Annotated in this window: 19 protein-coding genes; 9 read left to right on the plus strand and 10 right to left on the minus strand. The window is 70.8% G+C overall.

Features of this window, described 5'->3' with window-relative positions; translation table 11 throughout:
* Positions 1-41: 41 nt before the first annotated feature.
* The 3 genes from L6E12_RS28615 to L6E12_RS28625 are packed head-to-tail and all read right to left on the minus strand — an operon-like array spanning position 42 to position 2,145.
* Entirely contained in the window at positions 42-476 is a 435-nt protein-coding gene (locus L6E12_RS28615; protein WP_236231032.1) for an SRPBCC family protein, read from the minus strand.
* A 55-nt stretch (positions 477-531) separates the two neighbouring features.
* Positions 532-1,728: an acyl-CoA dehydrogenase family protein gene (locus L6E12_RS28620; protein ID WP_236231033.1), complete on the minus strand. Its 1,197-nt coding sequence runs from the start codon at positions 1,726-1,728 to the stop codon at positions 532-534.
* Positions 1,729-1,764: 36 nt separating this feature from the next.
* A complete protein-coding gene (locus L6E12_RS28625; protein WP_236231034.1) occupies positions 1,765-2,145 on the minus strand; it encodes a flavin reductase family protein in 381 nt (126 codons plus the stop codon).
* On the opposite strand from L6E12_RS28625, the gene L6E12_RS28630 reads away from it, so the two are divergent.
* The 5 genes from L6E12_RS28630 to L6E12_RS28650 all read left to right on the plus strand — a co-directional run bounded on the left by L6E12_RS28630 (position 2,087) and on the right by L6E12_RS28650 (position 5,886).
* Positions 2,087-2,356 (plus strand): hypothetical protein, encoded by a 270-nt coding sequence (locus L6E12_RS28630; RefSeq protein ID WP_236231117.1) that lies wholly within the window; start codon positions 2,087-2,089, stop codon positions 2,354-2,356. The two genes, L6E12_RS28625 and L6E12_RS28630, sit on opposite strands and share 59 nt — an antisense overlap.
* A gap of 110 nt (positions 2,357-2,466) precedes the next feature.
* Complete coding sequence (locus L6E12_RS28635; RefSeq protein WP_236231035.1) at positions 2,467-3,168, plus strand: TetR/AcrR family transcriptional regulator; 702 nt, start codon at positions 2,467-2,469, stop codon at positions 3,166-3,168.
* 162 nt (positions 3,169-3,330) lie between these two features.
* Positions 3,331-4,290 (plus strand): fumarylacetoacetate hydrolase family protein, encoded by a 960-nt coding sequence (locus L6E12_RS28640; protein WP_236231036.1) that lies wholly within the window; start codon positions 3,331-3,333, stop codon positions 4,288-4,290.
* A 4-nt stretch (positions 4,291-4,294) separates the two neighbouring features.
* Positions 4,295-4,930: a VOC family protein gene (locus tag L6E12_RS28645; protein ID WP_236231037.1), complete on the plus strand. Its 636-nt coding sequence runs from the start codon at positions 4,295-4,297 to the stop codon at positions 4,928-4,930.
* 110 nt (positions 4,931-5,040) lie between these two features.
* Positions 5,041-5,886: an SDR family oxidoreductase gene (locus tag L6E12_RS28650; RefSeq protein WP_236231038.1), complete on the plus strand. Its 846-nt coding sequence runs from the start codon at positions 5,041-5,043 to the stop codon at positions 5,884-5,886.
* A 109-nt stretch (positions 5,887-5,995) separates the two neighbouring features.
* Here the strand turns inward: L6E12_RS28650 and L6E12_RS28655 are convergent, their stop codons facing one another.
* Positions 5,996-8,314, minus strand: coding sequence for a pyruvate dehydrogenase (locus L6E12_RS28655; RefSeq protein ID WP_236231039.1), 2,319 nt, complete (start codon positions 8,312-8,314; stop codon positions 5,996-5,998).
* 127 nt (positions 8,315-8,441) lie between these two features.
* On the opposite strand from L6E12_RS28655, the gene L6E12_RS28660 reads away from it, so the two are divergent.
* Complete coding sequence (locus L6E12_RS28660; RefSeq protein ID WP_374201960.1) at positions 8,442-8,954, plus strand: Lrp/AsnC family transcriptional regulator; 513 nt, start codon at positions 8,442-8,444, stop codon at positions 8,952-8,954.
* A gap of 78 nt (positions 8,955-9,032) precedes the next feature.
* Here L6E12_RS28660 and L6E12_RS28665 read toward each other — a convergent pair whose 3' ends face one another.
* The 6 genes from L6E12_RS28665 to L6E12_RS28695 form a co-directional block, all read right to left on the minus strand.
* Positions 9,033-10,034, minus strand: coding sequence for a zinc-binding dehydrogenase (locus L6E12_RS28665; protein ID WP_236231041.1), 1,002 nt, complete (start codon positions 10,032-10,034; stop codon positions 9,033-9,035).
* Complete coding sequence (locus L6E12_RS28670) at positions 10,031-10,906, minus strand: alpha/beta fold hydrolase (RefSeq protein ID WP_236231042.1); 876 nt, start codon at positions 10,904-10,906, stop codon at positions 10,031-10,033. The genes L6E12_RS28665 and L6E12_RS28670 overlap by 4 nt, the downstream gene beginning before the upstream one ends.
* A gap of 12 nt (positions 10,907-10,918) precedes the next feature.
* Entirely contained in the window at positions 10,919-12,658 is a 1,740-nt protein-coding gene (locus L6E12_RS28675; RefSeq protein ID WP_236231043.1) for an acyl-CoA dehydrogenase family protein, read from the minus strand.
* A 288-nt stretch (positions 12,659-12,946) separates the two neighbouring features.
* Positions 12,947-13,813, minus strand: a complete 867-nt coding sequence (locus tag L6E12_RS28680) for an IclR family transcriptional regulator (RefSeq protein WP_240013784.1) — start codon at positions 13,811-13,813, stop codon at positions 12,947-12,949.
* A 260-nt stretch (positions 13,814-14,073) separates the two neighbouring features.
* Positions 14,074-16,947, minus strand: coding sequence for an AAA family ATPase (locus tag L6E12_RS28685; RefSeq protein WP_255683541.1), 2,874 nt, complete (start codon positions 16,945-16,947; stop codon positions 14,074-14,076).
* Positions 16,948-17,810: 863 nt separating this feature from the next.
* Complete coding sequence (locus L6E12_RS28695) at positions 17,811-18,410, minus strand: TetR/AcrR family transcriptional regulator (protein ID WP_236231047.1); 600 nt, start codon at positions 18,408-18,410, stop codon at positions 17,811-17,813.
* Between the two features lie 98 nt (positions 18,411-18,508).
* Here L6E12_RS28695 and L6E12_RS28700 point away from each other — a divergent pair, with 98 nt between their 5' ends.
* From L6E12_RS28700 to L6E12_RS28710, 3 genes are all read left to right on the plus strand, one after another.
* A complete protein-coding gene (locus L6E12_RS28700) occupies positions 18,509-19,999 on the plus strand; it encodes a carboxylesterase/lipase family protein (RefSeq protein ID WP_236231048.1) in 1,491 nt (496 codons plus the stop codon).
* Between the two features lie 271 nt (positions 20,000-20,270).
* The gene (locus L6E12_RS35560; protein WP_236231049.1) at positions 20,271-22,949 is read left to right on the plus strand and encodes a tetratricopeptide repeat protein; all 2,679 of its coding nucleotides are present in this window, start codon (positions 20,271-20,273) and stop codon (positions 22,947-22,949) included.
* Between the two features lie 176 nt (positions 22,950-23,125).
* A complete protein-coding gene (locus tag L6E12_RS28710; protein WP_236231050.1) occupies positions 23,126-23,773 on the plus strand; it encodes a TetR/AcrR family transcriptional regulator in 648 nt (215 codons plus the stop codon).
* Position 23,774 lies beyond the last annotated feature (1 nt).

The following is a 23,774-nucleotide window of genomic DNA, read 5'->3' on the forward strand; positions in this document are numbered from 1 at the left end:
TCCCGGTGGGTCCGCCCGCGCGGGCCCACCGGGGTCCTCCGTCATTCGAAAGCCGAGGAAAGACGTTGGAGCGAGGCTTCGAGCTGCTTGCGGAACGCTCGCTCGATGACCTTGTTGAGCGGTCCGAACAGCAACGGGCTCTCGAACTTGATGTACAACGAGACCGTCGAACGACCGTCCGGGAGTTCCTCCACGGTGAAGACGAGGCTGACCGTCGAGCCGGTGCTGCCGGAACCGGAGAGGCCGACCTGCCGGGGTGGCGTGAGCTCTTCGGTGGTGAAGGTGATCGTGTCCACAACGCCCTTGATGGTGACGACCTCGGTGATGACCATGCCCACCGCCAAGGCGTCGGGCGGTGGCGTCACCCACCTGGTGTGCAACGTGTTCCAGTCCGCAAAACGCGACGGGTTCGCCACGAGCGCCCACACATCCGCCTGCGGTGCGTCGATGTCGCGAGTTATGGTGATCTCGGGCATGTTCGGAGCTTGCCTCTCAGTTCCAGCGGCGAACGCGCGGTGCGCTCAGGGGTCGTCAGATGATGGAAGTGATGTGATCGGTCCGGCTGAGCAGCGCCTTGCCGTACGTTTCCATCGACACCTGCGGGAGTATCACCGCGTGCCGGGCGCCCACGTTCGAGTCGCGCCAGATCCTCTGCAGGGGGTTGACCTCGGCGAAGCTGGACGCCCCGCACGCGTCCAGCAGGATGTCGATGGCGCCGGTGATGCTGCGCAGCGCGACGGCCGAGTCCGCCCGCATCCGCGCACGGGCGTCGAACTCCGGGAACACCCCTGCCTCCGCGTAGCGGATGACGTCGTCGGCGGCCCGGAAGGCGTGCAGGTGGGCTGTGTCGATCTTGGTCGCCGCTTCGGCGACCATGAGCTGGAACGCGACCGAATCGCTCTGCCGCTCGATGTTGGTGTAGGCCAGCGCCTTCTGGGAGGCTTTCGACACGGCGATGTCCAGCGCCGCCCTGCCCAGTCCCAACTGGGGGCCGACCAGGACGAGAACCAGCATCGGTCCGTACGCCGAGCGGTAGAACGCCGAGTCGGGGTGCTCGGCCAGGTAACTGCCGGATGACACGGGGAGGAGTGAGACCAGTCGGTGTTCCGGGACGAACACCTCCTTGGCGACAGCGGTATTGCTCCCCGACGACCGCATACCCGCGACGTACCAGGTGTCCTCGACCTCGAGTTCGCCGCGCGGGATCATCACCAGCCCCTGGTCTTCCACCTCGCCGTCCTCGTCCTCGACCCACACCCCGCCCGCGCACCAGTCGGCGTGCAGACTGGCCGAGGCGTACGGCCACTTCCCGCTCACCCGGTAGCCGCCGGGAACCCGGCGGGCGGTCGCCGACGGCGCGATCACACCACCGAGGACCCGGTCCGGGCCCTCGGCGTAGATCTCGTCCACGGTCTCCTTGGGGTAGATGCCCGTCGCCCACGCGTTGACGTTCGACAGCGTGACGACCCACGAGGTACCGCCATCGGCCTCCGCGATGAGAGCGGACAGTTCCATCATCGACCGGAGGCCGGCCTCCAACCCCCCGTGCCGCCGGGGCGACGCGATCCGGAACGCACCCGCTGCCCTGAGTGCTTCGATGACCTCGGGTGCGATCTTCCGCTCCCGCTCGTTTTCCGCGGCGTGCTTCTTGATCATGGGCAGCAGCGACGTGACCTGTGCGCGGACCTCGTCCATGGTGGTCGGGGGTTGCGCTTGCGGAGCTGCCATCTTCTTTCCTTTTCCTGGGAGGAGTGAACAGTGCGATCAGCGGGGGAGGCGGGTGAACGCGGATCGGTGGAAGATCAACGGGCTGAGGCCGGGGCGTGTCCCGTAACTCTCGATGCCCAGGAGAACGATCACGTGGTCGCCTGCGGGGATCTCGTCGCGGATCGAGCAGGTGAACCAGGCGACGGCATCGGGTACGAGAACAGCTCCCTGGTCCGTCACCACGATGTCGGTGCCCGCGAGCCGCTCCGGTCCGGCACCGGCGAACCGGGCGCACAACCGGTCCTGGGAGTCGCTGAGGAAACTGACTCCCACTTCCCCGGAGGTCCGCAGGCTCGCCCACGTCCGTGACGACGACTGGATGCAGATCGACAACATCGCCGGGTCGAGCGACACCGAGGTGCACGAGCTGACCAACATCCCCGTCGCAGTGGTCCCGACCTGGGCGCACACCGCCGCGACTCCGCTCGGGACCAGCGCGAAGGCCCGCCTGAGCTGCGTCGGATCGGTTGTCGGCGACGACGCGGCCGGATGGCCCGTCCGGGTTTCCGCCATCACTCGCCCTCCTCGGTCCAGTCTCGATCCGCTTGGCGAGGGCCACGCTACTGACTCGTTGAGTTCAAATCAATGACTTGCTGTCAACTCGTTCCGGTTTCCCCGCCCGTCCTGACATCGGCGACAATCGACCGCATACCGTGCGTGCCCCACCGCCAGTCCCCCGAGCCTCCGAGAAGAGCCAGCATGTCCTCGCCACGAAAGCCACGTGAAGCCGCGACCACGCGAGCGGCACAGGCGTTGGAGACCCGCAGGCGCATCCTCGCCGCCGCGGCCGACCTCTTCGCCGAACACGAGTACGGCGACGTGCAGGTCGGCGAGATCGCCGCCCGGGCCGGTGTCGCACACGGGTTGCCCTTCCACTACTTCGGCAGCAAGCACAACCTGTACCTGCAGGTGATGCACGAGACAGCCGAACAGATGCGCGTGTCCTTCACCCCCTCCGACGACGCGAATCCAGGCTCGCAGCTCCGCGCCGCTCTCGCCGCCCACCTCCGCTACCTCGCACACCACCGCGGCCTGGCGCGTCGACTGATACTGGGAGGCCGCGCGACCGACCCCGCCGCACGGGAGGTGTTCGAGGCCGCGAGGTGGGACGCCCTCAAGGCGGCCGCGCAGTTCCTCGGGCTGGACGCGGAGAACGCCGCCCTGAAGCTCATGGGAAGGGCCGCGGTCGCGGCGCTCGACGAGGCGACCGTCCAGTGGCTCGACTCCGAGCACGACTTCACGGTCGAGGTGATGGTCGAGGCCCTGCTGCAGCTCATCGTGTCGGCGGTGCGCTCGGCCTCGGTCATCGACCCGACCATCGAGACCAGCGCCGCGCTCGACCTGCTCGTCGACAGCGCGGCCCAACCGGCACGCTCGCAGGACCAACCGGTTGAGCCGTAGTCATTGACTTGCATTCAACGTTCTGCCTATCCTTCGACGAGGTGCTTCGGCGTCCGACGGTGTGACCACCCGGTCGGCCACGCCGGGACCGGCCGTCTCGCCGGGCGGGGTCGCTCACCACACTTCGGCCAGGCGGGTGAGACCTGAAGGGAGCGGGACTTCATGCTCTACCTGACCCACTATCGCGTCGCAGGTCACCGGGAGTGGGGTGTTGTCGCCGACGGCATGATCAGCCCGCTGTCCGGTGCGTATTCCAGCACCGGGGAACTGATCCAGAACGGACAGGCGGACTGGCTGGCGGCCCGCGACGCGACGCCGGTCCACGCGGTCGGCGACGTCGACCTGCTCTCGCCGGTCACCACCCCGTGCCGGGTCCTGTGCCAGGGCGCGAACTACCGGCAGCACGCCATCGAATCCGGCATGGACCCCGACAACCGCGAGTTCAACCTGTTCTTCGACAAGACGGACGCGTCGGTGACCGGCCCCGACACGCCGGTGGTCCGCCCGGCCCACGTCCGGCTCCTCGACTTCGAGATCGAGCTGGCCCTCGTGATCAAGAAAGCGATCACCCGGCCGGTCACCATCACCGACGCGAACCTGCACGACTACCTCTTCGCGATCACGATCGCGAACGACCTGTCGGCCCGCGACGTCCAACTGCCGCAGGGACAGTTCCTCAAGGGGAAGAGCTACCGCGGGTTCTGCCCCATCGGCCCGTTCCTGGGCGTCCTCGACGAGGACACCGTCCCCCTCATCGACGACCTCGACCTCCGCCTCGACGTCAACGGGGTCACCCGGCAGCGGGACAACACGGCGAACATGCTGTACCGGCCCGCCGAGACCCTGACCGAACTGAGCACCTTCTGCAACCTGAGCCCCGGCGACGTGGTGCTCACCGGAACACCCCACGGCTGCACCGCAACCTCACCGCCCGCGATCGTCCGCAGGCTGGCGACGGCCCTGCTCCCGGAGCGGAAGATGTGGTCGGCCTTCATCCGGCGCAACCTCGACAAGCCCTACCTCGCCCCCGGCGACACCATCTCCGCATCGATCCGCAACAGCAGTGGCTCGATTGACCTCGGTGTGCAGAACACGACCATCACAACCTCCCAGGAGGTGTAGGACCATGGAACAGCACAGCGCCCCCACGCCGACATCAGTCCCCCAGCCACCCCAGTCCCTCGCGCACTGGGTCATCAAGACGGCCCGTCCACGCGAGATGATCGACTGGTACGGACGTGTGTTCGGAGCCAGTGTCGTCCACGAGGACAAGCAGATCGCGTTCCTGACCTGGGACCACGAAAGCCATCGCCTCGCGCTGATCAAGGTCCCGCGGTTCCTCCGGCTGCTCTTCCCGTTCAGCCGCTTCCGGCGCAAGGTCTACGGGATCGACCACCTCGCACTCACGTACGACTCGCTGGAACCCCTGCTCCTGAACTACGAGCGCCTCAAGAAGATGGGGATCACGCCGGTGTGGTCGATCAACCACGGACCGACGACGTCGTTCTACTACGAGGACCCCGACGGCACCAGGCTGGAGTTCCAGACCGAGAACTTCCCCACCGCCGAGGCCACGGCCGAGTTCTTCGCCACGCCGGAGTTCGCCGAGAACCCCATCGGGATCAACACCGATCCGGACTACCTGCTCGAACGGCTCCGCGCGGGAACCAGCGCGACCGAACTGCTCCGACTCGGAGCCGGGACGCGGCCCGGGACCAAGCCCCGGGCCAACAAGCGCGCGATCACCTTCAAGACCCTGTGAGCACCGGCCGCTGCCCGGGCACCGGGTGAGTCCGGGCAGCCGTGGTCACCGACAGGCCACCTCGCGCAACGCTCTCGGACTCCCCCACGCACGATCGGAATGACTGAACCATGACCCCGAGGACCGCCCTCGTCACCGGCGCTTCGTCAGGCATCGGCCGTTCCACCGCCCAACTGCTCGCGGACAGGGGTTATCGCGTCGTGGGCACCAGTCGGGATCCCGGCAAGATCGCGGCTGGTGACCGCATCCCGAACGTCGAGTACCTCCCGCTCGAAGTCGGGGACCCGGACAGCATGCGGGCGTGCCTCGTAGCCGTCGGCAAGGTCGACGTCCTGGTGAACAACGCTGGCGAGAGCCAGTGCGGGCCGATCGAGGAAATCCCGGCAGCGGCGATCGAGCGCCTGTTCACGGTCAACGTCCTGGGCCCGGTGCAGCTCATGCAGTTGGTACTGCCCGAAATGCGCGCGAACCGGTTCGGGCGGGTCGTGATGGTGGGATCGATGTTGGCGAGCTTCCCCGTCGCCTTCCGGTCCTCCTACGTCGCGTCGAAGGCCGCTCTCCGGGGGTTCACCTCCGCGGCCCGTGCCGAACTCCAGCCGTACGGGGTCTCGTTGACCACGGTCGAACCCGGCTCCATCAACACGGGGCTCAGCCAGCGGAGGACGAAGTACCTGGCGCAGTCGTCGCCGTACCGGTCGGCTTTCGACACCGTGCTGTCCGCACTCGACCGGCGTGAGTCGCGTGGCATCCCTCCCGAGAAGGTGGCCGCCACGATCGTCAGGGCCGTCGAGTCCGACCGGCCCCGGTCGCTGTACGCGGTGGGGAGCCGGGCGCCGTTGGCTTTCGCCGTTCGCCGGGTCCTCACCGACGGCGGCGTCAGCAGACTGGCCAACGCCCAGCACGACTACCACCCCCGCCGCGTCCTCCGCGCGTCCCGTGGCGCCGCCCCGTCGTGATGGCCGCTGACGCCTCCCACGGCTGTCGGCTCGGGGTGCCGGACGCTCCCTGAGCAGTCGCCGCGACCGGCTCGCCTGCCACGGCAGGGTGACCGATGCGCCAGGACCGTCACACCAGGTCGAGGCCAGCGGCGACGACGGAGTCCGCGTCGATGCCGTGGTACCGGTACACGCTCTCCAGGTCGCCGGACTGGCCGAAGCGGGTCACGCCGAGGTGGGTGGCGCGGACCTGGTTGATGCCCGCGAGGAACGCCAGCGTGTGCGGGTGGCCGTCGAGGAGGGTGACCAGGGGCGCCGCCCGGTGGGCGGGGAAAGCCGCGCCGAGCACCCCGGTGTCGGCGTGGCCGTGGCCCGAGCGGGCCCGCACGGCGTCGAACAGCAGCCCCGGGCTAGTCACGACGACCACGTCGACCGCGGTGCCCATCGACTCCAGCCGCTGCGCCGCGGCCAGTGCCTCCGGGACCAGTGCCCCCATGGCGGCGATCGTCAGCGCGGGCGTTCCGGAGGCCCGCCGCAGCGGGTAGGCACCGGCCACGACCTGCTTGCGCCGCCGCTCCCGGGCGGCCGCGTCCGCGGGCACCGCGGCCAGGGTCTGGTCCACCGGCCGGGTGGACAGCCGCAGGTAGGCACTGGTGCCGTCCGGGCGGCCCAGCCGCGCGAGCGAGGCCAGCAGGGTCCACTCGACCTCGATCGCGAAGGCGGGCTCGTAGGAGGTGCAGCCGGGCTGCTCCAGCCCCACCGAGGGGGTGGTGATCGACTGGTGCGCGCCGCCCTCGGGCGCCAGCGACACACCCGACGGCGTGCCGACCAGGATCGACTGCCCGCCCGCGTAGATCCCGAACGACCACGGCTCCAGTGCGCGTTCGACGAACGGGTCGTAGAGCACCCCGATCGGCAGCAGCGGCTGCCCCCACCGCGACCAGGTGGCACCGAGCTCGCCGAGCGCACCGACCAGGTTGCCCTCCGCGATACCGAGCTCCAGGTGCTGCCCGGTCGGGTGCTCCCGCCAGTGCAGGAGCGTCTCCGGGTCGTCGTCGAACCAGTCGCGCCGCTCGTCCGGCGACCAGACCCCGACCTTGTTCACCCAGCCGCCGAGGTTGGTCGACGAGCTGACGTCCGGGCACAGCGTGACCACCCGGCGCGCGGCCTCCGGGGCCTCGCGGATCAGGTCGAGCAGCGTGCGGCCGAGCGCGGCCTGCGTGGTCGCCCGCCCGGACGGGGTGCGGCCGATGTCCGTGGGCAGCGGCGGAACAGCGGTCGGGGGCACGGGCTGCCTGCGCAGCCGCTCGGCCGTCGCGGCGCACACGCGCCCGGCCGCGGTGCCCGCATCGAACCGCTGCCACGGCGCCTCGACCGACATCCCGGAACGGGTGGCCAGCTCGGCGAACTGCTCGGCGGTCAGCAGTGACGAGTGGTTGTGCGGGTGCCCTTCACTGGCCAGCCCGAATCCCTTGACGGTGTAGGCGAAGATCACCGTCGGGCGGGTGTCGTCGATGCGGGCGAACGCGTCACCGACCGCCCGCATGTCGTGCCCGCCGAGGTTGCGGACCGCGGCGCGCAGCGTGTCGTCGTCCACAGAGGTCACCAGGCGGGCCAGCTCCGGCGTGTCCGGCAAGCGGTCCCGAAGCTGCGCGGGCGTGCACCGGAGCAGCCGCTGGTACTCCGGGTTGCTCATCTCGTCGATCCGCCGCCGCAGCGCGTCCCCGCCATCGCGTGCGAACAGCTCCTCCAGCAGCCGCCCGTACTTCACGGTGAGCACCTGCCACCCCGCGGCGTCGAACATCCCCCGCAGCCGGGTGCTGCCGATGTTGGGCACCACCCGGTCCAGGCTCTGCCGGTTCAGGTCGACGATCCAGACGACCTCCCCCAGTTCGGCGACCACCGGGTCCATGAGGGCCTCCCACACCGCGCCCTCGTCCAGTTCCGCGTCGCCGACCAGCGAGTACTGCCTGCCCGTGCCCGCCTGCCCGCCCAGCGCGCCGACGTAGCGGCGGGCGAGCGCACCCCAGATGGGGGCGGTGGCGCCGATGCCGACCGATCCCGTCGAGTAGTCGACCGGGTCGGGGTCCTTCGAGCGCGACGGGTAGGCCTGGAGTCCGCCGAAGGCCCGGAGGGTGGTCAGGTACTCCTCGTCCAGCTCGCCCAGGAGGTAGTTGATCGCGTGCAGCACCGGTGAGGCGTGCGGCTTGACCGAGACCCGGTCGCCCGCCCGCAGGTGCTCGAACCAGAGCGCGGTCATCAGCGTGGTCATCGACGCCGACGACGCCTGGTGCCCGCCGACCTTCAGACCGGTCGGGTTCGGGCGCACCCGGTTCGCGTGGTCGACGATCGCCGTCGCGAGCCACCGCACGCGCTGCTCGATCTCGCCGAGCACGGCGAGCCGCTCCTCGGTGCGGGTGGGGGCAGCGGGCGCCGATGGTGCGGACATCGTCGACTCCTTCTCGTGCAACATGTTTGCTCAGCACACCATGTGTAATCTCACCGCACAAGAGAACCTCACCGGGGTGTGCATTTCGCACACGCCAGCGGTCTCCGGTCACGGGAGGACGAGCATGATGCACACGGGCGAGCAAGACGAGCAGGAAGGTGGGAAACCGGTTCGGGTCGACGCCATCGACGCACGGCTGCTGCTGGCGCTGGCGGAGAACCCGCGCGGCACGGCGCTGGCGCTCGCCGAGCGCGCCGGGCTGTCCCGCAACACCGTGCAGGCCCGGCTGTCCCGGCTGGAGGACAGCGGCGTGCTGGGCAACCTGGAGCGACGGATCGATCCCGCGGCGCTCGGCTACCCGCTGACCGCGTACCTCAGCGTCGTGGTCGAACAGCGCAAGCTCGATCCGGTCGGCGAGGCACTGGCCGGGGTGCCGGAAGTCGTCGAGGTGCTGGGCATGAGCGGCGAGAGCGACCTGCTGGTCCACGCCGTCGCCCGGGACGCCGACGACCTCTACCGCATCGCCGGTCTGGTTCTCGCGATCGACGGCGTGGAGCGGACCACCACCTCCCTGGTCATGCGCCGCATGGTGGATCACCGAGTCACCACGTTGGTCGAACGCGCCGCCGGACAGCGCTGATGGTGCCGCGCCCGGCCCCCTTCGAGCGCGACACCTCCGGCAAGGCCGTCGTCGCTATGCGGCCTGCCCCGTTCGACGTCACCCGCCGGGCGCGATCATGACCACCTGGTGGTCCCCGGGCCGTCCGGTGAGGGCGTCCATCATCGCTGTGACCGATCCGCCGTCCAGCGGGACGACGTCGGTGATGATCCGCCCGACCGGGACGTCGCCGCCCGCGAGGAGGTCCAGGGCCGCCTCGAACGCGCCCCTGTTCTGGGCGAAGCTGCCCACGATCCGGATCTCCTTGGTGATCAGGGCGACCGAGTCCAGTTCCGTGGGCCGCTCGTTCACCCCGAGTGCGACGATCGTCCCCCCTGTCCGCAGGCGCCGGGCCGATTCCGAGAGCGCGGTCACCGAACCCACGCACTCGAACACCACGTCCGCGTCCGGGTTGCGTTCATCGACGTCCACCGCGGTGATCCCGGTCGCGGCCAGGCGCGCGCGCCGCACGGCGTTCGGTTCCACCACCCGCACGTCCTCGACTCCCCGCAGCAGCAGCACGTGTGCCAGCAGGAAGCCGACCGTGCCGCCGCCGAGGATCGTGACGGTGTCCGACCCCGAAACTCCGGAGCGGTCGACCGCGTGGACCGCGCAGGACAGCGGTTCCGTCAGCGCGGCGTGCTTCAGCGGAACGCCGTCCGGCACCGGGTAGACCGTGTGCTCGGGGACGACGATGCTTTCGGCGTAGCCACCGGCGCGTGTGCCCAGGCCGAGGGAGCTCAACTGCCAGGGCTGCACGGCGCACAGGTGGTTGTCGCCCACCCGGCAGCCGTCGCAGGCACCGCAGCCCGCCTTCGGCCACACCACCACGGCCTGTCCCGCCGCCAACCGCTCCCCGCCCGGTGCAGCGACGTGCCCGGAGATCTCGTGTCCGAGCACGGCGCCCGCCGGGACGACGTGCGGCATGGCCCGCAGGTGCAGGTCGGAACCGCAGATGGCGCAGAACGCCACGTCCACGCGTACCCAACCGGGCGCGGGCTCGCGTTCCTCGACCTCCGCGAGACGCAGCCCGCGCTCCTCGGTGACAACCAGCGCCCTCAATTTCCCTCCACAGCCTTGTCGTCGGTGAGGTGAGCCCGGATCCGCGCGACCAGGACGTCTGGTTGCTCCTCGGCCGGGAAGTGCCCGCAGGAAGCGATCTGGGCGCCCTCGACCCTGGTGGCGTAGTCCCGCCACAGGTCGAGCACGGGCAGTGTTCCCACCAGCCCCTCGGCGCCCCACGCCACCTGCACGGGCATCGTCAGGCGGCGGCCCGCGGCGGCGTCGGCCTCGTCGGCTTTCAGGTCCTCGTGGCGAGCGGCCCGGTAGTCGTCGAAGCTCGCGCGAAGCGCCCCGGGCCGGGCGTACGTTTCCGCGTAGTGCCGCAGGTCCGCCTCGGTGAACGCCTCGTGCCGGAATGCCCCGGCGGCCAGCATGAACCGGACGTATTCCCCGGCCTTTCCCTCGGTGAGGAACTCGGGGAGGTCGGGAACGAGGTGGAAGAGCCAATGCCAGTACGCGGTTCCGACCCGTGCGTCCATGTGCCGCCACATCTCCCGCGTCGGTACGACACTGAGCAGCACCAGGCGGCTGATCTCGTGTGGTCGATCCAGGCCCCACCTGTGGGCGACGCGCGCGCCCCGGTCGTGCCCGACCACAACGGCCTGCGTGTGTCCCAGCTCGTGCATGAGTCCGCTCATGTCGGCCGCCATGGTCCGCTTGTCGTACCCGCCCCGGGGTCGGCTGGACGCCCCGTACCCGCGCAGGTCCGGCGCGACCACCAGGTGATCCCGCGCGAGAGCGGGGAGTACGTGGCGCCAGGCGTGGCCGGTCTGCGGCCAGCCGTGGAGGAGGAGGATCAGCGGCCCCTCTCCGGCACGCCGCAAGTGGAATCGCAGACCGCCCACCGCCCGCGTCTCTTCGTGCACACGCATCGCCACAGCGGCTCACCTGCCCTGCAACGGGATGGGCATGCCCACCGCCCGCGCTGAAGACGTGAACTCCGCCAGGTAGCTGTCGTCGATCATGGGGGCGGTGACGAGTTCCGGCAGGGGCGCGAGCAATTCGGCCAGGAGGTCGACCTTCTCCCTGTCGGCCGACAGGGGCCGGTGCGGTTCCCGCAGCCGGTGCGCGGCGAAGTCGGCCACCAGGTCGTCCAGAACCTGCTGCGGCACCTGCGGGTCGGCGTCGTGCTCGTCCAGGATGAGGTCGAGCATGCGGGCGTGGACGAGCACGACGGCCTCGGCGTGGGTGAACGACCCGTCGGGACGGCTGCGCCACACCTCGGTCAGTTCCCCCTCGACCCGCTCGGGCAGTGTCACAGGCGGACACTCGGCGAACCGGTCGGAACCCAGGGCACTGCGCGCCACCTGGTAGGCCATCACGGAGTTGTCGCCCGCAAAGGTCACGTTGACCTCGAAGTCGGTCCGCAGGGTGACGATCTGGTTGTGGCCGTGGAAGCCCTGCGAGCCGCACATCTCACGGCACGCGGCCAGGACTTCCAGGACCAGCCAGGAACCGCACTTCCCGGTCGCGGTGAGGAGGTGCGTGTTCTTGCGAGCGGGGTCGGTGTGCCAGTCGCGTTCGACACCCCTGACGACGGCGCGTTCCAGCAACCGCAGCGCGAGGCAGCGCAGTTGGACCTGGTAGAGGCGGTCGAGGAACAGCGGCTCGTCCAGGAGGGTCCTGCGCTTGGGCGTGCTGCGGGTCTCGCGGTGACCGGCGAACCGCCAGGTGAGGTGGGCCGCGAGTTCGGCGGCCCGTGCCCCGGCGCTGAGCGGGAAGATGCGTTCTTGGACGAAGGTCTCTATGGACTTCACGAAACGGGTACCGGCATCGGGGAGGGTGCTGGAAAAACGTCCGCCCTCATCGACGCGCGAGTATCGCCCCATCAACGCCTCGCGGGGCAACCGGACCCCGGTGAAGCGGGCACCGCCGACCTGGTTGGCCTGGATGCCCCCCTTCGGGTCGCAAGAGAGGATCGTGATACCCGGGAGAGGGGGACCGTTCTCCTCGTTCCGCAGCGGGACGCGGAACCAGTGGTGGCCGAGGTCTTCGCCCTCGATGACGAGGCGGGCCAACACCATGCCGACGGTCGCGGCGTGCTTGATGTTCCCGATCCAGAACTTGCACGCGGCGTCCGTGGGGGTGTCGAGTGTGAAGCACTGCTCCGCGCGGTCCCAGGACACCGTCGTGCGGATCTCCCGCAGGTTGGTCCCGCCCCCGATCTCCGTGCAGCAGAAAGCGTAGACCTGGTGCATCCGCGTGATTTCGTCGTGGTACCGGGCGACCTGCTCGGGAGAGCCGTGGTTGAACAGCGCGCTCCCCGCGATGAGGTGATCGGTGATGGTCGAGGTGAGCGCGAAGTCGAAGGCGCCGGTCAGGCCCATGACGTCGCACATGGACCGGAACGCGTGCTCCCGGGGCCTGCCCATCCACATGTCGTTGTCGACCAACCCTTCTCGGAAGATCGCTTTCATCCGGTCGATGGTCAAGTCCATGTAGCCCCGCAGGGGCAGGTCGTCACGCAGTCGCGGGTCGAACAACTCCTGCCGCAGCAGGTCGCGCATCGCCTGCCGGCAGGCCGAGATGCCCTGCTCCGCGTCCACGGCAGTCAACCGCTTCGCCTGCGTGGCACGGGCGTGTGTGAACAGTTGTCGCCCATGAGGGCCTGCGGTCGCGGTCATGTGATCGAATCCTTTCGGTCCACGGGCATCGCGCATGCCGGTGGACAGGCGCCAGTCGGAGTTCCGGTTCGCGGTTGACCGATGTGCTGTGGGGTCATCTCAAGCCGTGGCCGCACTGTGCGATCATGCTGACCACTGGGGTTTCAACTCGGCGCTCCACGTTGAGGCTTCCCGAGATGAAACTACCGACGCCCCACGGGCCGATCACGTCTTCGTCCCACGAGATGACACGGGCCCGACGTGTCCTGCGACACGTGGTGAACGGCTGGCGCCGTTGAACACCCGTGTTCACCCGGTGAGTCGGTGGCCCGGGGAAGGAGGAGTGGAACGGAGCTCTCGGGTCGCGGTCTCGGCGGCGTGGTGGACGCGGCGCGCGATGGCATCCGGGGTGAGGCGGTGTACGGGACCGAACACGGAGATCGTGCCGACGAGGGTCGGGCCGGGTCCCCAAATGGGTGCCGCGACACCGGTGAAGCCCGGGAGCCACTCGCTGCGGTCGAAGGCGACACCGTGTTTGCGAACGCCGGTCAGCGCGGACTGGAGCATCTCCGCGGTGGTGATGGTGGCGGGGGTGCGGGCCTCCAGCCCCTGGGCGCACAGGACGGGGAACAGGCTCGGGTCGCCTGCCAAGAGGATTTTCCCGGGTGCGGTGCAGTGCAGGGGGAGCGGGTCGCGCAGGCGCGTCGCGAGCTTGCTCGACTGCCTGCCGTGCAGGCGTTCGACGACGCGGGCTTTGGTGCCGCACAGGACGGAGAGCTGGACGGCCTCGCGGGTGGTCTCGTAGAGGTCCGCGAGAACGGGGAACAGCCGTTCGCGGGTGTGGTCGGAGATGTCCAGGGGGACGGCGGTGGACAGCTCGGTGATCTTGTGAGTGAGGAGGAACCTGTTGCCCGCCATCTCGACGAGGCCCTCGGCCCGCAGGAAGCCGACCATGCGGTGGACAGTGGACTTCGGGAGGTCGGCGCGACGGGTGAGCTCGGTGAGTGATGCCGCGCCGTCGCACGCGCCGAAGGCCTGGAGCACGGACAGCACCTTCGTGGCCGCGGTGCGCCGTGAAGGATCGGGGTCTCGACTGGGCGGCACTGGAGCGGGGGCTTCCAAGGCGGTGTGTCGCTTGGTTATCACGGTGGTCTTCCTTCCGCCTGTAGGTTCCATCCCACCGTATGAAGAGCGTCGCTTTGTGTAACTACGGAGTTCCACAAGGTTGAGGGCGAAAGGGTGAACCTGCGGGCCGCCGGTTGCTACTCGCGGCAACGGGACCCGCGGGGCAGGCACGGTCGGGACCGCCGGTCTGCTGTGGTCAGGTGGTCGACACGCGAGAGGTTCCACCGGTTGGCACGGCTGGTTGACCAGACGGATCCGATGTCACTAGCGTCGTTTGCACCGAGCGGGTTCAGCGTGACGGGAGCCGTTCCCTACCCACTGTTGCCACCCGAGTAGAGCATTGCCGCCAACTGCGTGCGCCGCTGGATCCCGAGCTTGCGGTAGACGTGCGTGAGGTGGAACTCGACAGCCCGCCGGGACACGGACAACTTGCGGGCGACCTCGTCGTTCGAGTCGCCCGCGGCGACCAGGCTCGCCACGCGGTGCTCTCGCGGTGTCAATGGAGAGCCTGCGGGAACAGCGGTGGCAGGCGGGGCGTCGGGTCGTCCCACCGCCTCCGGCGGCAGCTCGGCGAGCTTGGTGAGCAGCGGCGAAGATCCGCACCGCTCGGCGGCGACCTTCGCCTGGGCCAGCTCCTCCCGAGCGAGTTCCCGCTGCCCGTGGTGCCACCTCGTCGTCCCGAGTTCGACGAGGACCGTCGCGCGCAGCAGCAGTGCCTGTGCGTCGCGCAGGACGTGGTCGGCCTCCACGAGCCAGGGCAGCGCCGCGGCGCCGCCGGTGGCGATGCCGACGGTGAGCAGCGCGCGGGCCAGGCTCGGCGCCGAGGTCCACTTCTTCGCCAGCTCCAGCTCCTCGAAAGCCAGTTCCAGCGCCTCCGGTGCTTGACCGAGGTGGAGGTGCGCAACGGCCGCGTACGACCGCCACGGCAGCACAGCGGGGCTGGGAGCACCCCACGACTTCAGTCGTCGCCCGCACTCCAGGTGGTCCGCGAGTGCGCCGACGCCGTCTCCCGACTGCATGCGGAGGTGACCGCGCCCGTGCAGCAGGCTGGTGTGGTGCCAACTGCTCGGCAACGGGCTCGCGCGGCCGATGGGTTCGACCAGCTCACGTGCCGCTTCGACGTCACCGAGGTGCAGCAGTGCGGACAGGAGTGCGTCCACCGACCAGACGTGACCGGGGTGGTGTCGGTGCAGGTCCATCTGCTGGGCCTTGGCCAGTGCCAGCCTGGCGTCGACGACCGATTGGGCCAGTGCCCCGCGGTGGAAGTGCACCCTCGACCGCAGGGCGTGCCCCAGGACGAAGACCAGGTCGAGTTTCCGGCGGTGGGCTTCCAGGATCACCTCACTGGAGTACCGCAGGGCCAGCTCCAGCTCGTTGGTCCGGATCAGCGAGTTGATGGCGGCCATCATCCGCTGCGGGTCCTGCATGATCGACACCGCGCCCGCGGACAACGCGACCAGGGCGGCCTCGCGGCACGTGGTGAGGTCTTCGCCCCGGTTGCCCAGGTCCTCCGCGATCAGCGCCGCCAGCCCGCGGCCACGAGCCCCGCCGCGCCGCCAGTCGACGGGGAAGCGGTCCGCGACGACGTTGTGCTCCTCGGACTCCTCGGTCGGCAGGGTGACGCGGAGCGCGAGGCGCAGTTGAGCGGAGAACTCCGGGGCGGAGGCGCACATCCTGGCCATGGACTCGCTCAACGCCCCGCGCGCCTCCTCGTAGCGCCCGTCGAGGTACAGCGCTCGGGACAGCAGCGATGTGGCGTCGAGGAGGAGCTCGGGCTCCTCGACGTTCTCCAACGCCTGCTTGAGGTGCGTGGCCGCCAGGCGGGGGTCGAAGAACGATTCGGCGTGACCGAGCTTGATCAGCAGCTTCGTCCTGAGCTCGTTCGGCACGTCTTCGTGCAGTGCCCTGGTGAGGAAGCTCGCGGCAGTGGTCGCGTCACCGTCGTCCAGCAACTCCTCCGCTGCCTGCAACAGCGCGTCGGCAGCCCACCCACCGAGCTTCGAAGTTGTGCACTGGACGTGCCGTGCGACGAACGCCGCTCGCGCCCGGGACGCGTGCAGACTTGCCGCGGTTCGCGCGTGGAGGCCGTCCCTGGCCGCGCGGGTGATCGAGTTCGCGATCGCGTCCTTGATCACGGAGTGGGTGAACGCGGGCTTTTCTGCGCCGGTCATCAACCCCATCCGCACCAGCAGGCGAACGCCGTCGGCGGCGTCGGGCAACGTCATCCCGGCCACCTCGGCCGCGAGCCCGAGTTCCGGGGGCTCCACGACCGCGATCGTCCTGGCGAGCCGGACCAGTCGGTCGGACTCGCGGAGGAGTCGGGCGAGCACCGACTCGCCCAGCTCCTGCACTCCGTACGAGGCCGGGGTCTCCGGCACGGCTGCGCCGGGGTGGGCGGAGGACTCAGCCATCGTCGACAGCAGGTGGCGAAGAGCCAGCGGATTTCCCCCTGTCGCCGCGTGGCAGGCTTCGGTGAACCCGGGTTCGGGCGCACGGCCGAGCACCAGTTCGGCGAACCTCGACAGGTCTTCCGTGGTGAAACCGCCGATCCGCACCCGAGTGGCGTAGATCTGCATCTCCGCGATCTGGAGCGGATCCGCGGGGTACACCCCGGTCGTGCAGCCGAGCAGGACGGCGAGGGGCAGCTTGGTCGCCCGCCGCATGAGGTAGTTGAGCCACCGCAGCGACGAGACGTCGGCCCACTGCAGGTCGTCGACGATGAAGCAAACCGGTCCGCGGTCCGCGAGTCCGCTCACGAGCTGGTACAGCTCGTAGTACGTCTGGTGGGTCGCCAGTCCGTCGAAGTCGGCCGCGGCCCACCTGTCCGCTCCTGACCGGTCGGCCGCGCCGGGGTCCACGCCGATGATCGACTCCACGGCGCAGGCCTCCGGCCCCGCGGTGAGGTCCTCGAACAACTGCCGAACGACGGAGAACGACATGAACCTGTCGAGAGTGGACGTCACGGCCCCGGCCACTTGGAACCCGCGCGCCCTGGCGACATCCGCCACCTCGCCCAGCAGTGTCGTCTTGCCGGCCCCGGTGGTGCCCTCCACCAGCACCACCGCGGGCATGCTCGTCTCCGCGGTGTTGAGGGCGCTGACCAAGCGACCCAGTTCGTTGCTCCGCTGTATGATCCCCGGTGCACCAGGGGAAATCCGGTCGGCTTCGTCAGGCTGCTGGGCCATCTGTGGAGCTCCGTTGCAAGTCGGTCCGGTTGTTGAGCACCAGCGACACCGTGGCCCGGCCGACGCCCGCCATCCGAGCGGTGCCCTGCCGGGTGGGCCTCTTGCCCGCGACCCCCTGCCGATTCGGATGAGCAGGCAGCCCGCGTCAGCGCCGGGATCGCCGTCGATCCCGCGGTGGTGGGAATTGTCGTCGCGACGAGTCGCTGCCGGTGCGGCGAGGGAGCTCGGCCGAGGATGTGGACCGGTCAACGTCCTCAGCCGACGCAACCTGATCACCGGTGCCACCGCGGTCGAACTGCTCGCGGCTCGGCCTGCCCGCGCCCCCGCTCGCCAGTCAGCGGTGGCGGCTTGCTCGTGCCGGACCTCGACAGGGTCCGCCAGGGTATTCGGCGTCTACGTACCGGCCCGGTCTGACGACACAGCAGGCGTCATGCCTTTGCCATCGCCTTCGATGGTGACGTCGACAGAACCACGGCCCGACCCGTCGACTACCGCCCCGCCGACTGCCTGACAAGGTCTCACGAGTCATGCCCTCCGCCCTCGGTGAGCTGAACGCGACCATGGTTGAAGCTACGGCGCCATCAGTCTCTGCCCAATGGATAAACTGTGGGGGTGACCTTGTCAAGCAGTGGGGTTTTCATCCTGGCGTGCTTACCTTGACGAGCAAGGCTTTCGCTTGATCTCAAGGTGAGGGTGCTTCGGTCTGCTGTGGCCCGGATGCGGCGAAGTCCCTGGTGGCAGCACTTTCGACCACGACCGTCGTGCGTCACCCAGAACTCGGAGATGTTGTCCTACCGTGCCGTGTCGCAGTTGTCACATCGAATCTCGACTCTTGCGAGCCCGAGCCGGTCCCATCGCGAGGGTCACGTACTGCTGAACAGCCGGTGCAGGTGCGCGTCGATCGCGGCCAACGCGTCCCGGGGCTCGATCACGTCGAGTTCGATCAGGGGGGTGAAGCCGGTGAGGGCGAGGAGCAGGTTGGTCTCGGTCGCCGGGTCACGACCGGAGTCGATGTGCCCGTCGGCGATCGCCTGGCGGACCACCTGCTCGACGAGGGCCCGCCCCTGGACGAGGCCGCGACGCGCCTGCTCGTGCACGGCCTCGTCGTGCAGCGCCTCCAGGACGTAGGCGGCACTCATCCGGCTGGTGGCGCGGGCGTCGGCGTGCAGGGGGAGCATTTCCGCGAGTGCCAGTCGCAGCACGTCGCGGGGGTGCGGGCGGTCACCGAGCTTGTCGAGCCCCTGGCGTACGCGCACCGAGGTCTGCTCGGACGCGAAGTCCACGGCGAAGGAGAGCATGGCGGTCCGGGAGGCGAAGTAGTGCTGCAACTGCCCGAGTGACATGCCCGCCTCCTGCGCCACCACGCGCATCGTGAGCTGTGCGACGCCGCGCTGCTCCACCACCCGCCACAGTGCGCGGGCGATCGCTTCGCGGCGCCCGCGGTGATCCACCTGCTTCGGCATCGTCGGCCCCTCCCCCGAACCCCGGGCTGTTCCAATACAGTTGACATAATACACCTGACCCATAATCCTGGAGGCCACCTGCGGGGGAAGGAATCGCCATGTCCGAACAGCCGAGGATTCGGACCACGGAAGGGGTGGTGCAGGGGCGCTGGCGGCAGGGGCACGCGGTGTTCCGCGGCATCCCCTACGCCCAACCCCCGGTCGGAGCGCTCCGCTTCGCCGCGCCCGCACCGCCGCACCGCTGGGAGGGGACGAGGCAGGCGGTCGAGTTCGGCCCCGTGGTGCCGCTGTCCCTGCCGATCGACGTGCGCCCGCAGGGCACCGACTGGCTGACGCTCAACGTCGGCACCCCGGATCCCGGCGCGGCGGGGCTGCCGGTGCTGGTGTGGATCCCCGTGGGCGGCTACCTCTCGGCGGCGTCGAGCGACCCGATGTTCGACCCGGCAGCGCTGGCCGAGGCGGGAGTCGTCGTGGTGACCGTCAACTGCCGCGTGGGCGCGGAGGGATTCGCGTTCCTCGACGACGTGCCGCCCAACCGCGGGTTCCTCGACCAGATCGCGGCCCTGGAGTGGGTGCAGCGCAACATCGCCGCCTTCGGCGGCGACCCCGGCCGGGTCACCGTGGGCGGGGTGTCCGCCGGGGCGGGCTCGGTCGCCGCCCTGCTGACGATGGAGTCCGCGCGCGGCTTGTTCCGGCGGGCCATCGCCCATTCGGTGCCGGGGCTGCACAGCACCCCCGCGCTGGCACGGCAGGTCACCGCCGCGTTCGCGGAGCGACTCGGCGCGGCGACCCCCACCGCCGAGGCCCTGCGCGACACCGATCCATGGCACCTGGCCGCCGAGCTCACCTCCTTCAACGCCGACCTCCACGCGCACCGGGAGAACTGGGGGCGCCTCACGGAGACCGGCACCGCGCTGTGCCCCGTCGTCGACGGCGAGGTCCTCCCGGAAACGCCTTGGTCCGCGCTGACCGGCGGGCGCGCGAGCGGGACCGAACTGCTCGTCGGCCACACCCGGGACGAATTCCGCTACTTCAGCGTCATGAGCGGGCGGTACGGCACCTTCACCGAGGAGGACGCCCACGCAGCCCTGCAACTGCTCGCCCCGCGGCCGGGCGGTGCGCGGGCCTACCGCGCCGCGTTCCCGCAGGCGGGCCCGGAGGAGTTGGTGGAGACGGTGTACTCCGACGCCCTCTTCCGCATGCCGTCGCAGAAGCTGGCCGAGGCGAACGCCGCAGCCCGCGGCACCTCGTACCTGTTCGAACTGCACTGGGTCGCCCCGGTCCTCGGCGGCGTCCTGGGCGCCTGCCACAGCCTCGACGTGCCCCTGGCGTTCGGCACGCTGGACAGCCCCGTCGGCACCCGGCTCATCGGCGAGGAGCCCACTCCCGAGGCCGTCGCGCTCTCCCGCGAACTCCAGGGCGCATGGGTCCGCTTCATCACGACCGGCGACGCGGGCTGGTCCGCTCACCGGCCCGACGGGCGCCTCACCCGCGTCCTGGACACCGAGTCGAAGACCCTGCCCTACCCCGAACAGGCATCCCGCCGGATCTGGGAAGGCCACTCCCCCGCCCCCTTCGACCTCTCGTAGTTGTCCGGGTCGGCTCCCACGACTGCGACCCCGCCACAGCGGCGAGCCGACACACCGCCTCCTTCCGAACTGACCTCTCGGTGCCCGTTCCGCCGCCCGGAGCACACCCGTGGCGGCGGACCGGGCCGAACGGGTGATCCACTCGCCGTTCGCTGCGGAGCGTGCCGGGGGTGACCGCCCTTCTGGAGGCTGGGGAACGGTCGGGCGGTGTGCGACCGTGGGTGGGCCGTATCACAACCACGGGCGGCGCGACCTCGCTGGAGGTGGGGGTGTGGACTGGGTCGCGGCGGGCGTGGTGGTGGGGAGCGGGGTGGTGGCCGCGCTGGTCGGGGCGGTCGGGCTGGTGCGGCGGCGGGCGCGCGGTGCCCGGCGGGCGGCGGCCAGGGAGCGCGTGCTGGAGCGGTTGCGGCCGGACGGGCCCGCCTCGCCGCTGCGGGTGCTGACCGCGCCGGGCTCGGCGACCCGGCTCTGGGGGTGCAGGCGGGAGCGGGGCGAACTCGTCGAGTGGTGCGTCGGCGACGGCCCGGCGGTGCGGGTGCTCGGCGGTCCCGCCGGGGTCGGCAAGAGCCGGTTGGCGCTGGCGGTGGCGGAGGCGCTGCCGAGGGCGTGGTCCTCGGGCTGGCTGCGCCGGGTCGAGGGGTTGGCGGAGGTCGTGCGCGGCCCGACCCTGGTACTGGTGGACGACGCGGACCTGCGGTCGGACCTGCCCGCGCTGCTGGGGGCGGTGGAGCGGGGACCGGCGGCGCTGCGAGTGCTGCTGATCGCCCGGGACGCGACACGGCTGCGGGAGACGTTGCGCGCGCGGGGTTTCGCGCACCTGTTGGACGCGGACCCGTTGGTGTTGAAGCCCTTCGGCGGCACCACGGACCGGATCCGGTGGTACACCGACGCCGCGCGGGCGTACGCGGGGCTGCTGGGCCGGGCGCTGCCGCCGTTCGGCACGGCCGCGGTCGGCGCGGACGGCGACACGGTGTTCCTGGTGCACGCCAGGGCGCTGCTGGCCGTGGTGCACCGGTCCGACCCGCGCTCGGCCACCCCGCGCGACGTCGCCGCCGAACTGCTGACCCTGGAGACGGCGCGCTGGCGCGGCGCACCGGTCGGCGACCCGGACCTGCTGGCGGCGGTCGCGACCCTGGCCCTGGTGCCCGCGCCGGACCGGTACCGCGCCGTCATCGCGCTGCGGGCGCTGCCGCGGTTCGCCGTCCGCCCCACCGCAGAGCTGTACTCGCTCGTCGAGTGGGCGTGGCACCGCTACCCGCCCGGCCCGGACCACCGGTTGGACATCCGCCCCCGGCTCGTCGCGGCGTGGCTGCTGGCGAACCACCTGACCGAACCCGCGGTGACCGGCGTGCCCGCGGATTCAGCCACCCCGGTGTTCCTCGCCCTCACCCGGACCTACCAGGAGTTCCCGGAGTTCCTGCCGCTGCTGGCGCACGCGTTCACCGCGAACCAGGCCCTCCTCGGCCCCGGTCTGCGCGCGGTGTTCACCCTGCTGGCGGAGGACGCGGCGGTGGACTCCGCGCTGGCGGCCGTCGTCCAGGGGTCCGCGCACCCGGTCGACCTGACCGCCGAGGAGGCGCCGGTGGGGTTCCCCCGGGTGCGGCTCGCCCTCGCGGTGCGCCGGATCCACGGGCTGCTGGAGCGGGCGGACACCGACCGGGCGAGCGCGGCGCGGGCGTGGGACGTGGTCGGGACGCAGTGGCGGGTGCTCGGCAACGCCACCTCCGCGGTCGTGGCGCACCGCAAGGCGCTGGCGCTGTGGCGGGGCGCGCGGGAGCGGGCGGACACCGTGCTCGGCGTGGCGGGTTCGCTCAACTCCATCAGCAACTGCCTGGTCGACCTCGGCGACCCCGAGGCCGCGCTCACCGCCGCCCAGGACGCGGTCGGGGTCCTCGAACGCGGGGCGGACGTCCCCGGGTCGGCGACCCTGCTGTGGTGGGTCCGGGCGACCCTGGTCGACCGCCTGCGCTACCTCGGCCGCTACGACGAGGCGGTCGAGGTGGCCCGGCCGGAGATCACCGGCAGGCGGGCGGCGACCCCGGAGGACCGGCTGCGCCTGGCGGGCGACCTGGACAGCCTCAGCGTCAGCCTGGACTTCGCGGGCAAGCCGGACGAGGCCGTCGACACCGGCCGCGCCGCGGTGGCCCTCCTGCGCGGGCAGGACGACGCGGGCCACCTGGAAGCCCTGGCCACGGTCCTGACCGGCCTCAGCGACCGCCTGGACAAGCTGGGCCGCCCCGACGAGGCGCTGACCGCGGTCGAGGAAGCCCTCCAGCACCGCCGCCGCCTCCCCGACGGCATCCCCGACCTGGCCACCACCCTGCTCGCGGTCGCCGACCGGCTGTGCGCGGCGGGCCGCCCCGGCGAAGCGCTGCCGGTGGTCGACGAGGCACTCGGCCACTTCCGCGTCCTGGTCGCCCTGGACCGCCGGGCGCACCTGCGCGGCCTCGGCACCGCCCTCACCGTCCGCGCCGAGTGCCTCCGCCGCACCGACCGCCCCGGGGACGCGGTGGCCGCACTGCGCGCGGCGGTCGAGCACGGCCGGGAAATGGCCGAGGACAACCGATCCCGGGCACTGCCCCACCTCGGCGCGTGGCTGCACGCCCTCGCCGCCCACCTCCTGGCCACCGACGAGGACGTGGAGGCGTTCAAGGTGGTCGAGGAGTCCATCGCCGTGTACCGCGAGCTGATGGACACCAACCCCACCGCCACGATCGGCCTGCTCGCGGCGGCCCTGCGCACCTGCGCCCACTGCCTGGACCGCCTCGACCGCCCGGCCGAAGCCCTCACGGCCCTGCGCCGCTCGGTCGCCCTGTGGCGGGAAGCCGCCCAGGCCCACGGCGACGTGCACGGTGAGAACTACCAGGCCGCCCTGGCCGACCTGCGCCACCACCTCGACGCCGCCCACCGGGACCCGAAGCGGGCCTACCAGATCCGCGGGAGTTTGTGAGGCACCTGCACAGGACCGGTCCACCACCCGGGGAACCGCCGGGCGGATTCGCTCACCCGAGTGCCAAAGCAGGCATCTGACCTGGTCAAACCGAGGACGCTCCACCTTGGGCACAACCACGGTCAATCAAACCGGCAGGCTTGCCTGTTTGTGTGATCCAGGTCTACCGTCGAGCCATGGGCCACCACCACCGCCGGGCGTCGCTGGAGCGGGCGCGGGTGTCGCAGGCCGAACGGGCCGGGGCGATGCGCGCCCGGCTGCTCGACGCGACCATCGAGTGCGTCGCGGAGCTGGGCTACGGGCGGATGTCGACCAACGACATCGTGCGCAGCGCCCGGGTGTCGCGCGGGGCGCTGGCCCACCACTTCCCCACCAAGGCCGACCTGGTCAGCGCGGCGGCCCAGCGGCTGCTGGAGCGGCGGGTCGAGGACTTCCGGGACCGGTTCACCGCCATGGCCCCGGACCGCCGCACCCCGGCCGAGGCGCTGTCGGTGCTGTGGTCGTTCTACGACGACACCGGCGGCCAGGTGCTGCTGGAGCTGATGGTGGCCGCCCGGCACAACCGGGAACTGGCCGCGGTGATGGCCCCGGTGCCGGAGCGGATAGCCGAGGTCAGCGCGGACGTGTTCGCCGAGTTCTTCCCGGAGCTGGCCGGGCGGCCGTTCCTGGGTGAGGCGCTGCGCGCGGTGCACGCCCTGTTCAGCGGCCTGGCGCTGAACGCCCTGCCCGACGGCGACCGGTCGGGCCGAGGCGCGGAGGTGCGCGCCTTCCTCAAGATCATCGTCTCGGCGATGCCGCAGATCGTCGCCTTCGACCCCGCTTGAC

It is taken from the genome of Actinokineospora sp. PR83 (genome assembly GCF_021056305.1).
In the GTDB taxonomy this organism is placed as follows: domain Bacteria; phylum Actinomycetota; class Actinomycetes; order Mycobacteriales; family Pseudonocardiaceae; genus Actinokineospora; species Actinokineospora spheciospongiae.

What these genes read in the sequence shown, in the direction of transcription:
- L6E12_RS28615 (WP_236231032.1), bottom strand. Translation starts at nt 476, where the DNA reads ATGCCCGAGATCACCATAACTCGCGACATCGACGCACCGCAGGCGGAT.
- L6E12_RS28620 (WP_236231033.1), bottom strand. Translation starts at nt 1,728, where the DNA reads ATGGCAGCTCCGCAAGCGCAACCCCCGACCACCATGGACGAGGTCCGC.
- L6E12_RS28630 (WP_236231117.1), top strand. Translation starts at nt 2,087, where the DNA reads ATGCAGATCGACAACATCGCCGGGTCGAGCGACACCGAGGTGCACGAG.
- L6E12_RS28625 (WP_236231034.1), bottom strand. Translation starts at nt 2,145, where the DNA reads ATGTTGGTCAGCTCGTGCACCTCGGTGTCGCTCGACCCGGCGATGTTG.
- L6E12_RS28635 (WP_236231035.1), top strand. Translation starts at nt 2,467, where the DNA reads ATGTCCTCGCCACGAAAGCCACGTGAAGCCGCGACCACGCGAGCGGCA.
- L6E12_RS28640 (WP_236231036.1), top strand. Translation starts at nt 3,331, where the DNA reads ATGCTCTACCTGACCCACTATCGCGTCGCAGGTCACCGGGAGTGGGGT.
- L6E12_RS28645 (WP_236231037.1), top strand. Translation starts at nt 4,295, where the DNA reads ATGGAACAGCACAGCGCCCCCACGCCGACATCAGTCCCCCAGCCACCC.
- L6E12_RS28650 (WP_236231038.1), top strand. Translation starts at nt 5,041, where the DNA reads ATGACCCCGAGGACCGCCCTCGTCACCGGCGCTTCGTCAGGCATCGGC.
- L6E12_RS28655 (WP_236231039.1), bottom strand. Translation starts at nt 8,314, where the DNA reads ATGTCCGCACCATCGGCGCCCGCTGCCCCCACCCGCACCGAGGAGCGG.
- L6E12_RS28660 (WP_374201960.1), top strand. Translation starts at nt 8,442, where the DNA reads ATGCACACGGGCGAGCAAGACGAGCAGGAAGGTGGGAAACCGGTTCGG.
- L6E12_RS28670 (WP_236231042.1), bottom strand. Translation starts at nt 10,906, where the DNA reads ATGCGTGTGCACGAAGAGACGCGGGCGGTGGGCGGTCTGCGATTCCAC.
- L6E12_RS28675 (WP_236231043.1), bottom strand. Translation starts at nt 12,658, where the DNA reads ATGACCGCGACCGCAGGCCCTCATGGGCGACAACTGTTCACACACGCC.
- L6E12_RS28680 (WP_240013784.1), bottom strand. Translation starts at nt 13,813, where the DNA reads ATGGAACCTACAGGCGGAAGGAAGACCACCGTGATAACCAAGCGACAC.
- L6E12_RS28685 (WP_255683541.1), bottom strand. Translation starts at nt 16,947, where the DNA reads ATGGCCCAGCAGCCTGACGAAGCCGACCGGATTTCCCCTGGTGCACCG.
- L6E12_RS28695 (WP_236231047.1), bottom strand. Translation starts at nt 18,410, where the DNA reads ATGCCGAAGCAGGTGGATCACCGCGGGCGCCGCGAAGCGATCGCCCGC.
- L6E12_RS28700 (WP_236231048.1), top strand. Translation starts at nt 18,509, where the DNA reads ATGTCCGAACAGCCGAGGATTCGGACCACGGAAGGGGTGGTGCAGGGG.
- L6E12_RS28710 (WP_236231050.1), top strand. Translation starts at nt 23,126, where the DNA reads ATGGGCCACCACCACCGCCGGGCGTCGCTGGAGCGGGCGCGGGTGTCG.